This is a genomic window from Noviherbaspirillum sp. L7-7A (genome assembly GCF_019052805.1).
Classification (GTDB): domain Bacteria; phylum Pseudomonadota; class Gammaproteobacteria; order Burkholderiales; family Burkholderiaceae_D; genus Noviherbaspirillum_A.
Window position 1 is genome coordinate 371944 of record NZ_JAHQRJ010000002.1, and the last position, 11592, is coordinate 383535.

Here is an 11592-nt window from a genome sequence, read left to right on the forward strand (position 1 = left end):
TTCCCTGGGCCTGCTACATGAAACCCAGACGGCGTCGACTAACTGTTTTGGCTATAAATGGGGTGAATCTTTACGCGGTCAGGTTTAGCCCCCGAAATGCGTCCCCTTTACTTGAGCAGATTAGGGCATGTAACAGGAAAGCATCAGTCTGAAATACGGAACCGGACATTGTCAAAAATAGAGTGACTGCCAAAAGGCGACCCACTTCTGTCTTCCCAGGCGTTTCAATTAGCCTCATCAAGTCAGTTTTTTCGATGTCTGCACTGGCGCATCACTAAGCTCTGATTACCCGAGATGTACGTATGCCCGTTATTCCCGCCAGAAACGTGCAAGGAGCGGCTTGGTGCTCATCCCGTGTAGGTATACGGATAGCATAATGGCCGTAAGTGTAAGCGAAGCCATTTCCCGCGCGAGGTTCTCAGGTAGCCCATGTTGAATCGCGTACATTAGATAATAAACAGAACCGATACCGCGTACGCCAAACCAGCCTGTGATGGCCCGCAGCCGGAACGTGGTCTTGGTGCCCGTGAGCCCTATGAAAACGCTTAGCGGCCGAGCAACGAAGAACAGGAATGCCGCCAGGCCTACCGCGCGCCAGCTCCACTCGCCTAGATAGATCATGCCGCCTAAGAGCAGAACCAGCATGAGCTCAGAGAGTCGCTCCAGATGTTCTTTAAAAACCAATGCCTCGGCACTTACGGTCAGTGGTGCCTGATGCTCAGGGTCAGCTTTCGCAGCCACTGACTTGGACATGTCTGACTCGAGAACCCCCGCTTTATCCCGCGGCGCTCCGGCAAGAACCAGTTCGGTATGGCGTAACGCCACTCCTGCGAAAAAGACCCCAAGAAAACCCCATGTTTTCAATGAAACGCACAAGCCGTAGGCAATAGCAATCAGACCGAGTCCGACCAAGTCATCAAGCACGTCGTGTTTTGGCTTAGCACCCCGAAGCATCCAACCAACTTTGGCCAACGCGGCACCGCATGCCGTGCCAATCAGGATGGCACCAGCCGTCGCCCAAAGCACATCTACTAGGAACCAAGTCTGTCCAAAGGAACCAATCTGGTGCAACCCAAGCATGCCAAGGCCCAGCATGACAAATGGGAACGCACTGCCATCGTTCATGCCAGCTTCGCAGGTGAGCATAAAACGCAGCTCGTCGCTGTCCCCGGCGCGCCGGACCTGGACATCAGTTGCCAATACCGGATCTGTCGGCGCGAGTATCCCGCCCAGCAAAATACCAGCCCCTAGCGGGAGACTAAAGACGAAATAGCAGAAAGCAGCGACCAACGCTACTGTGATCGTCATCGAGACCCAAGCAAGGCGCACTGGCGCCGCCCATCGCTTGAATGTCACCGGTACCGGCATTTTGACGCCGGCAGAAAACAATGAGATCAGCACTGCAATCTCGGTAGCCACTTCAAGCATGGCTGATTGCTTTAGCGGATCAAATGCGAAGATATGAAGGAATGTGGGCCCAAGTAGGAGGCCGACCGTCAAATAAAAAATGGCCGACGTTACCGGAAGGCGCGTGATCGTCGTCGCGGCTAGGCCACGAGCAAGCATCAAAACGCCAATTAACATGAACCAGTTGGCATTGGTCATCGTAAAGGACCGCTCGCGGAAAATGTTCGAGTCTATAAGACCTTCATCATCCCGTTTTACTTCAAGGTCTAAAAGAATAATGGAAGATGCGTTGATCGCACGCATTGCCTTTGGAGGTCGATGCATTGCAGATGAGCTAGCCAGTCGTCGTTACTCAACGCCTGAGTGATGCTGCCGGTACCCTAGAACAATAGTGGCCCGCTTTTTATCGCAAAGGGATATGTACCTGCCGCCTTAACTCACGAAACACGCTCTGCGACGGCGCGACCCAGGTGATTTTCATGCAAGCCTCTGTTTAAAAATGTCGCGGCCGCCTCTGCGGCCCCTTTTGAAGTTAACTGTCGTGCTTCTGTAGTCGAAGACTGGTCTCGTCCCTATATTCCCGTACCATCGGCGTTAGTTAATCAAGGCTCGCTTTTCTATAAACATGCGTGGCGGCAGGTATTTTAGTGCGCTGTGCGGGTGCTTTGTATTGTAATGTTCAAACCAATCTGCCAGTTGCCGCATTACCGTTTTGGCATCCGGACGTAATGCCAGCCTAGCGTAATCGCGCTTGATGGTCTTGACCAGGCTCTCGGCCATGCCGTTGCTCTGCGGACTGGAAACCGGTGTGGTCACCAGCTTGAGACTCCAACGCACTGGCAAATGAACGGGTCTCGGCAGCAGTGTAGCAACTGCCATTGTCCGATAGCCATTCGATTTCCGATGGCGCAATGGCGTGACGGCCAAACCGATATTCCACTGCCTGCATCATCAAGTCGCCCACCAGCCCAGCGTCAATGCCTTTCGTCGTCGCCACTCAGCTCATGACCTCACGGTCGCAACAATCCAGCGCAAAGGCAACGCGCACCCGTTCGCCATTGTTGCAAGCGATTTCAAAGCCATCCGAACACCATCGTGTATTGCTGGTGTCGACCGCTACCTTGCCGTCATGCCGGCGGGTAGAAATGGGTCGCTGGCTGTGACGGTACAGTAGCAGGCCATGGTCACGCATGACGCGATAGACCCTCTTGTGGTTAGGAGGCTGCCCGTTCTGTCTGGGATGCTGATGGTGCAATACGCCCCATACCCGACGATAGCCATACGTGCCGAGTCCATGAATGACTTGCCGAACGTCTTCCAACAGGGTGGTGTCATCGGCACGGCTGCGTGCCGTGCGGCGGTCAGTCCAGTCGTTAGAACGCTTGCGTAGTGCCACGAGATGACTGCGCGCCACGCCGAGGGTCGAACACACCAGTCTCATTGGTCGTCCCCGGGCAACAGCGGCGAGCGCGCAATCCACTTTTTTGCTTTGGCAAGGTCCACTGCTTCCTTGAGGATGTCATTCCCCAGGGTCTTGCGTCCCAATGCCGCTTCCAGTTGCTTAATGCGCTTCATTGCATCCTGCAGTTCAGACGCTGGCACCACGGGCTCATTGGCACCCACGGCAACCAGCGATCCTTCTGTATAGGCTTTGCGCCACTGGAACAGCTGGCTGGCGGTGATACCCGCTTCCCGAGCCACCAGGGACACCGACATACCCGGTTCCATGCTGCGCTTGACCCATTCCAGTTTCTGTTCCGGGGTCCAGCGTCTGCGCCGCTGGACCCCGGTAATGACTTCCACTTGCTGATTTCTTCCCGAAGGCATAGGCATATCCATAGCAGTATTCCTAGTCGTCAGTTTAAGGAATACCGACGGTCCGGGGAATCAGGGGCTACTTCAGCTGCTAACTCCATCGTCCTAAATCACTTGACGGACTATCTCAGGGCGTGAAGCGGCCGTTAGCGTGCTCAAGCTCAGATAGGTGACAAAATGGAGAAACTATAAGTTAACCTGGTACTTTGAAAACAATGGTGCGAAAGTACAACATAACACGTAAGAAAGCATATCCATTCCAGCTTCGTTTTCCCGAAATACTGCTTCTGGCGAACTCCTTCCGGGAGTGTAGAAGCCGGTCCGACTCTTTAACTGATCGCTAATTTCAAACTGCAGTTTTATCGCTTGGACTTAATCTCGGCAATTCGACAGAAAAGGTACTGCCGAGTCCTACTCCATCGCTCGAAGCGTGTACGCTACCGCCGTGAAGTTCAATAAGGCTCTTGACCAATGCCAGACCAAGCCCCAGGCCGCCATTCTTTCTGTCAGTAGAGCGCTGGGCTTGTACATAGTAGTCGAAAAGGTCTACGATAGTTTCTGGATCGAGGCCAATGCCATTGTCAATAATAACCACTTTCAACATGCTTGAATTGGATGTAATGCCTATAACAATGCTCCCTGATAGCGGAGTGTAACGTGCTGCATTACTTAATAGATTAGCTATTACCTGCACTAACCTGATTCGATCGCCTTCTAGTATACAAGGCTCTTCTGGCAGGTTGATATTCAGCACGTGATTCTTCGCTACAAACATCGGACGCACCTGTTCGACTGCATTAACTACAATGGTACGTAAATCAACAGGCACCTTATTTAACACGACAAGACCTTGCGAAACTCTTGTAACGTCGAGCAAGTCCTCAACTAAACGTGACATGTGACCGACCTGCCTGCCAATGACCTGTGCCAAGTGCGCGACTTTTGCTGGTGTAACCGATGGAGTTTCCAGTAATTGTGCTGCCATGCGGGTTGCGGATAGTGGATTGCGCAGTTCGTGGCTTAAAACTGCAAGGAACTCATCCTTACGCTCATTCATCGTGCGAAGGTTTTCTTCATGACTTCTGGCATCGGTGATGTCTTCACAAGAACCGATCCACTCAATGATTTTCCCTTCGCCGTTCTTTAGCGGTACAGCACGCACCAACAAGTAACGAAATGTTCCTGAAACGGTCTTCACGCGCAGGCTAAATTGATTTGGCTCGCCGGATTTAACCGTTTCACGCCAGGAATGTAAAGCAGTTTGCTGATCCATTCGATGGACAACGTCACACCAGTGGATGTCGGATTCCACAGGTTGGCCCATGAATACTTTCCACGACGCCAGGTTGTCCAGAGGAGTGCCTTCCCCATCCGTTCGCCATACAATTTCAGAAACCGTTTCACTAAGAATGCGATAACGCTGTTCACTTGCGCGGAGCGCTTCTTCACTAGTCTTACGCTCGGTAATATCAGTTAAGTACAACGCCAGTCCTTCGTCGACCGGTACAGCGGTAAGCTGAAACCAGCCAACCTTTCCGCTCGGGTCTTCCCATCGATTTTCCAGTTGAACCCTCACACGTTCCTTCATCGCTTTGCGATACATGTGCCCAACTTCGGAATTTGTTGTCTCCGGCCACAAATCCCAATGACTTCGGCCCACCATTTCATGTAAGGAGCGTTTGTTAATTCTGACGGCGGCCGCATTCATCTCCAAGACCCGGAACTCAAAATCGATAATACATATGCCCTCAGCCATGCCAGACAGAATCTGATTGCAGCGGTCGCGCTCGTGGCGCAACATAGTTTCAGTCCGATCGCGATCGGAAAAAAGGGCTATGGTTCCAGCGCAAATATCTGCCAGGCGCTTCTCCCTCTGTGTAGGGCAGTGAGGCGTATCAAAATAGACAGTGAGCGTACCGAACGCCTTTCCCTTCGAATCAAAAAATGGCGTGGAATAGAGTGCGCCAATTCCCTCAAGCTTTGCGAGTGCATGAAATTCCGCGTAGTCTTGGTCGGCCAATAAATCCTCCACAATGACACGGTGTTTTTCAACAAAAGCCTTTCCACAACTTCCGACACCTAATGGCATTCCGTCAATGGCATCAAGGGCGCCCTGACTCATACCCAAGCTGGCTGTGATTTTCAGCGTTTCTGTTTTTGGGTCATAAACAGAGACAATACCGCGCGGTGCGGAATGAAATTGCGCAACAGTTTGTAGCACTTTTTCCAACTTAAAGCGGAGGGGACAAGGTTTCAACAGTGCAATACTTAGTTCATGCAGTATCTTCCAATCCTCAATCTGGTTTAGTTCATCAGGTGAGGGTGGATTACAGGAAAAATGTTTGTTAGGCATAAGAAAAGAGAAAGCTGGACGCTAGAAATGGTGTTGATGGACGCCAGCAGATCAATAACAGGTTTTTTGCCAATGCATTGCTCTTAGGTAATGCTGAGTCGTCACTTTTAAAAACCCTAAAGTTTTCATGGGAATTATATCGCAGCCTAGGCAGTAACAAACGAGGCACCATGTAGTTTTAAAACATCAGTGTTGGTGGCCGCAATGCTCCACTATTTATATGCAAATAAACAACATATATAGAAAGTCCTGTCTTAGGACGATGCTAAAAAACACTCTTCCACAGCGTGTACAAGATAATTCCATGGCTTGTTTTAAAAGAGTTCAGAGTTTGCTTTTGACTATCATGCTCCCTTGATTTCAACCGATAAAATGTCCGTATATGGACCCTCCTCGTTTGCAAACAATCCGTTTTTTGGCGTTAGGTACGATTGCTCACGTATATCCAGTCTCTGACTGCTGCACCTGTAGTGGTGCTCGACCATAATGGGCTATTCGCGCGCCGGTTCCCTATCGCTTTCTCGGACTTTAATGCAACAGACATTTTCGGGTTTTACCAGCGCCGGTTCGACCTGTTAGCCATCAACGGCTTGTCTTGCAATCGTGGTTGGACACTATTCCTTGTTAAGCACTTCTGTTCTGCTGCCTAAGCTGTCACCCTGCTAGGCTGGTAATCTGAACCTTTCATAATCATTGCCCAGGCAATGCGTGCAGTCTTGTTTGCCAGAGCAACCGCTGCGACATTCTTGTACCGTATATTGGCGAGGCGCATGACCCATTGGCTGAGCCGGTCTTTCTTTGGCCCGGCAGACCGGATCATCGAACGTGCGCCATGAATTAGTAACATGCGTAGATAAGCATCGCCCCATTTGCTAATGCCAAGCAGGCGCTCCATGCCAGCGGAGCTGTTCTGGCGCGGTGTCAAGCCCAGTGCGGCTGCCATTTGCCTCCCGTTGGCGAATTGTGTCCCGCTGCCGACCGTGGCCACCATCGCCGTGGCGATCATGGGGCCAACTCCCCGAAGTTGCTGCAGCCTCTTGGCGGCTGGATCCGTTTCTGCAATGAGTGCGATTTCGGCATCCAGTTTCTGGAGCCGTTTATCAAACCCAAGAAGATCCTCCCAGAGACCTGTCAGCAAGCGGCGAAACCGGCTGCTCAATCCATTCGTCTTGCCCCAACCAATACGCGATAGCTGCTCGCAACTGCATTAATTCTCGCGGAGCGGCTAGTCCATATTCCAAGCATAAGCCGCGAACTTGATTGCCTTTGGCGGTGCGCTGGCTGGTCAATTCAGCCCGGATACGATGCACAGCCTGGATATCTTGCTGCTCGACCGTTTTAACCGCTACGAAACGCATACTAGGCCGACTCATCGCTTCACAAATGGCTTCAGCGTCATTGGCGTCGTTCTTATGGCTTTTGACGTAAGGTTTGACGAACTGTGGCGCAACTAGCTTGACGGTATAGCCATGGGCCTGCAACTGGCGCGCCCAGTGATGAGCACCTCCACAGGCCTCCATGCCAATTTCACAGCCCGGTTCGATTCTCTCCAACAGTGCCTTCACCCAGTCAGTACGGCTCAGCTTCTTACGCCAGACAGGCTTCTCGGTACGATCAACACCGTGGACTTGAAAGACATTCTTTGCCAAATCGACCCTAACGCGAATAAGCTTTCTGGTGGACTCCTTCTTCTACGACTGGTGTGTAGAAACTCCAGTGTGGCACCACGGTGCCCTTTCGGGGAGGAGGAGTCCATCCCATTGCTTTCAGTCTTCTTCCTTTTCAAAGCAGTCACTGACGATGGCTTGGCGAACGATACAACTTGACCGGTTATACTGCCTTATACGCATTTTCAAAACGTTCCTTCTCCTGTTTTCCGGATACGTGCAGAATCACAGTATCGACCAATGCATGCGCCGGATGTGTGGCTCGGTGTTTGGCAAACCAAAACACCTCATCGAGTTCTTCCCCTTCCATTGCCGTGGCAACAAGCAGCCGGTCGTCCGGGATCGCTTCGTAATCGAATGCCTCCATATTGGCGTCTTCAAGCGACTCGGCCCACTCAGTACAATCCCTGCCCCCTAACACCGCATGGCGGCATGTGGTCTTGGCTAGCCAGCGGCATACTTCCCAATACCAGGTTTCTGGCACTGTCTCTTCAATGATCAGGATCGCCTTGAATGGCGTCGTATTATCCAAATCGGATAGTGCTTGCTGGGGGTGGATCTGCAGATATCTCAGCATTTCTTTTTGTGGAATCGTCCAGTAGTACGTTTATCGCCCTGGCAGCGCTGCCGTATGGGCTCGAGGCAGTGCTGATCACGCATGCTTTGCCAGCAAAAATACGATGCAGTCCGGTTTCTCCCGCCACACGACCAGGTCCGCATCCCAGAATACGAACAGTATTGTAACGTGTGACACCGTGCGCTGGTGCCGCACTCCCAGAAAGAAGAACCGGCGCTGGTGCCCCAAGCAACGGACGATGCGCCTGCGGGAGGCAGCTATCCGGATTCGCCGTAGGCCGTGATACGCGTGGGCATTTTCTGCCCCAGGAGGAAAGGACCCATTGATTGGCGGGACAACGGAAACATCATCCAACGCCTCCAACAACGTCATAGGTTCTTCGCCGATCTGAGGGAATGAAACTAACGAAGGATAGTCAGTTGTGGCTCTGGGAGGAACGCGAAAGATCGACCTAACGCTGACATTCGTTGGACGGTCGTTGGCACGCAGGTCCGCATGTCCCGGATCGGACTCGTTCCACGATACGTGGGCGCCGAGGTGAAATCAGGAGGCACAGACGTTCGTAGCCGTTTCCCGCGCTTCGCGAAGCAATAGCCGGCCTTGCCAGCGCAGCGTGGCTCGGCGCTTGCCGTCGCAGTCTGGAGCGCGCTCAACCAGCCCGGTTTTTTCTAATGGCAGCAGCCGCAGCAGCAAGTGCGAGGCCGGCGTACACAAGGTGCACGCCAGCTCCTTCATGGGCACAGCGCCGCCGGCAGCATCCAGCACCGTCAGCAGCACGAAGTCGGCCCACGATAGGCCGTGATGGGTGCCAAGTGCGTCGTCGAGCACGAACACCAGGGCCGCGTGCTCTAGGTGCCGCTCCAGGCAGGCTTGCATGGCTTTTTCGCTCATCGCGTCAACCCTTGCAGTTCGCGGTAGATCTGCTCCAGCGCTTTCAGTTCGCCTCCGTAGTCGAAGTCCGCATCCTCACGTTCCTTCACGAGTTCCAGCACTTCGAAGGCAAGTCCATCCGCGCCGCTGCGATTCCACGCGGCCTGCAGCAGGGGGTCTGCATGCTTGCCCATGCGCAGTTCAAAGCGAGCACGATTCAGCGTTGCATGCACGTTGCGACTTGCGCCGAGCAGCAGGTGACTGCTCGCGCGGTCGCGTATAACGTAGATGCCCATGGGTGGGAAGGTATCACGCGCCTGGCGCGCGGCCGCCCGCCGCGCCGAGCGCGAGGCTTGGTTGGCGGAAGAGTCCATCTTTTTTCTCCTTGTGAAGGTAGTAGAGGCCGTGCATCACCAGCATGGCCAGGAACGCGGTAGGACATGCCCAGAACACGCCTGTCAGGCCGAAGCGTGCTTCCAGCGCCACGGCAACCGGCAGTTCGACGCCAATGATTGCAGCCATGCTTAAGAGCGCAGGCACTAGCGCTGCGCCGCTTGCGCGCATCGTGCTCACCAGGACGTTGCTCCATCCAAGCAGCACCACGCTCCAGGCTACGGTGCGCACGACGGCGACCGCCTGCTCCAGCACGAGCCCGGGTTTGAGGAATATGCACAACGCGAACGGCGCGAGCAGGTGTGCAGCGACAGCGAACAGCACGGTGACCACGGCGTTCAGGCGCAGACCCGCCCCACAATCGCCGACAGCCTTTCGCGCCGTCCCGCGCCAACTGCATGTGCGCTGAAGATCGCCGCGGCAATGCCCAGGCTCATCGCCGGAAACTGTACCCAGCCTAAGATCTGCGTCGCCGCGCCATAGGCAGCGGTCGCGCTCGACCCATGACGGTTCACCAGGCCAAGCAGCACCATCTCGGCAAGCGCCATCGCCAGCATCTGCAATGCGGCCGGCAGGCCAATGCGCAGCATGCTTTTGGCGATTTTCGCACTCGGCTTCCAGTCCCTCCATCCGGCACCGGGGGCGAGCGGATGGCCGTCTCGATGCCAGCGCCAAATCAATACAGTTAGCGCAGCCAGCTGGGCGACGAGCGCTGAGACCGCTACGCTAGCCGCGCCCAAAGACGTGCCCGCAATGAGCAGCGGTGTGCACACCGCACCCACCAGCGTAGCGGCCAGCAAGGACCACATTGGCGAGAGCGCGTCGCCGGTGCCGCGGCTCAGAGACAGGCCCGCCCAAGCGACGAACACGCAGGGCATCACCAGCAACATGGCACGCGCATAGCGGGTTGCACCCGGCAAGATGTCCGGCGGCGTGCCGAGAGCTTGCATCAACCACGGCGCAGTCCACACACCGGCCAGCGCGACCGCGAGCCCGAAGCCAAGAGCGGCCACAAAGGCCGTCGTACCCACCCGCCGCACCCGTGCAGTGTCACGCGCGCCCCATGCCTGCCCAGCAAGGATGGTCGCGCCGGCGCCGATTCCGATGATCAGCGACAGCAGCAAGAAGAACACGGGAAAGAATGACGCGGCCGTCGCGATGCCGCGTACGCCTAGCAGGCGTCCGAGCCAGAAGCCATCGAGCAGTCCGCCCGCGCTTTGGAGCGCGTGCGTCAGAATAAGGGGGGTTAGCAGCGCAAGGTAGTGCTTGCGCAGCGTCGGCGCCGGTCCGGCGCAGGGTGTCGTTTCCCGCTCGTTCATGAAAGCTCCTGTGGATCGCGGGCGTGCATGTGCCCGCAGCGCTGCAGCCCTAAGCCGCGCCGGTTAAAGATGAGAAGGAGTCCGGCTTAGGCGGTTGGCACTTCAGCAAGCTGCTGCACATAGGCCTGCACGTCTTCCGGCCATGTGGCCATCTGCGCCACTAGCCGCTCGTAGTCGCCGGCGAACAGCGCCCGCGATGCTTCCTCGAAGCCGGCAAGGTTGCCGGCCAGCGTCGACATAGCCTGATATGCGCGCTCATGCGCCTGGCGTGTCCGGTTCCGGTTGCCGCCGTTGCGCCGCGCTTCGTGCACGAGCTTGCGCAAGGCCACGGAGGCGCCGCCTGGTTGCGCCGCGAGCCAGTCCCAATGTTCCGGCAGCAGCGTTACTTCCCGCGCGACGACGCCGAGCTTAGGCCGACCTCGGCCCTTGGGCGCTTGCGTTGGTGCAGCCACGGTGTAGCGCGCAGCGACTGCTTCCTCGCCGCCGCGCAGGTCCAGGTCGACCGACTGGCCGCTGACGTTGCTAAAGACCAGCAGATGCCCCCCGGTTTGCGCTGAATGCGCCCGCAGCATGGCTACTGCTACCTTCTGCAGTGGACCGGTGGAGAGGAAATGCCCATCTAAGAAAGCGGTGTAAGTAAGTGATGTGGCTTGGTTCATGCCAGGAATTCTACCCGGGTGAAATTAATGAGTCAATAATACCCGGGTAAAATACCGCTTGCCGGATGGGCTTTACATTGAGGCCAGTACCGTCCTGCTCCTCCGAGCCATCTCTTGCACTGGGACACTTGAGGAATGTTTAGCACACTTAAAGTCACTGCTGTGGTGCGGAATCCCGCTGCGCTGTTTCGCGCAGGACGGCAACTCAAGTCAAGTTAAGTTTGAGATCACTTCGCAAGACGTCGTGGCTTTTGGAGAGGCTCTCGCGACCTTACTTTCAACGGTGATAAGAACGGCGGAACTGGTGGACGCGTGGATGCGTATTACTAGCTGGCTGCTTCTGGCCAAATCCAGCCTGACAGCAACTGGCACTTTCGACCCTTTGCGGAAGCTGAAGCTATATTTGCCGAAGGCCGGTAAGCTACGCATGGTCCTTTGTTGATGTGACGAAAATGGAAATCATCTAGCCGGCCTACCGAGTGCCAAGGAGGCATTGGCGTAGAGTAAGTCTCTGCCTTACTTTACTAACCGG

At 55.1% G+C, this 11592-nt stretch carries 8 protein-coding genes and 2 pseudogenes; all 10 read right to left on the minus strand.

Annotated elements, in window-relative coordinates:
* Positions 1-309: 309 nt before the first annotated feature.
* Entirely contained in the window at positions 310-1710 is a 1401-nt protein-coding gene (locus KTQ42_RS19980) for a cation:proton antiporter (RefSeq protein ID WP_249223011.1), read from the minus strand.
* A 291-nt stretch (positions 1711-2001) separates the two neighbouring features.
* Positions 2002-3246 (minus strand): annotated as a pseudogene (locus KTQ42_RS19985) (IS3 family transposase).
* Positions 3247-3568: 322 nt separating this feature from the next.
* Complete coding sequence (locus tag KTQ42_RS19990; RefSeq protein ID WP_217347358.1) at positions 3569-5575, minus strand: PAS domain-containing protein; 2007 nt, start codon at positions 5573-5575, stop codon at positions 3569-3571.
* Between the two features lie 646 nt (positions 5576-6221).
* Positions 6222-7242: pseudogene (locus tag KTQ42_RS19995) on the minus strand (IS110 family transposase).
* A gap of 163 nt (positions 7243-7405) precedes the next feature.
* Complete coding sequence (locus KTQ42_RS20000; RefSeq protein WP_217347359.1) at positions 7406-7819, minus strand: hypothetical protein; 414 nt, start codon at positions 7817-7819, stop codon at positions 7406-7408.
* Positions 7820-8362: 543 nt separating this feature from the next.
* Positions 8363-8710 carry a hypothetical protein gene (locus KTQ42_RS20005; RefSeq protein ID WP_217347360.1) on the minus strand — a complete coding sequence of 116 codons (348 nt, stop codon included), beginning with the start codon at positions 8708-8710 and terminating at the stop codon, positions 8363-8365.
* The gene (locus tag KTQ42_RS20010) at positions 8707-9063 is read right to left on the minus strand and encodes a GIY-YIG nuclease family protein (protein ID WP_217347361.1); all 357 of its coding nucleotides are present in this window, start codon (positions 9061-9063) and stop codon (positions 8707-8709) included. Before KTQ42_RS20010 ends, KTQ42_RS20005 begins: the two co-directional genes overlap by 4 nt.
* Entirely contained in the window at positions 8999-9415 is a 417-nt protein-coding gene (locus KTQ42_RS20015; RefSeq protein ID WP_217347362.1) for a hypothetical protein, read from the minus strand. The genes KTQ42_RS20010 and KTQ42_RS20015 overlap by 65 nt, the downstream gene beginning before the upstream one ends.
* Before the next feature lie 5 nt (positions 9416-9420).
* Positions 9421-10401 carry an MATE family efflux transporter gene (locus KTQ42_RS20020; protein ID WP_217347363.1) on the minus strand — a complete coding sequence of 327 codons (981 nt, stop codon included), beginning with the start codon at positions 10399-10401 and terminating at the stop codon, positions 9421-9423.
* An 86-nt stretch (positions 10402-10487) separates the two neighbouring features.
* Positions 10488-11060 carry a DUF2239 family protein gene (locus KTQ42_RS20025; RefSeq protein WP_217347364.1) on the minus strand — a complete coding sequence of 191 codons (573 nt, stop codon included), beginning with the start codon at positions 11058-11060 and terminating at the stop codon, positions 10488-10490.
* Positions 11061-11592: the final 532 nt, after the last annotated feature.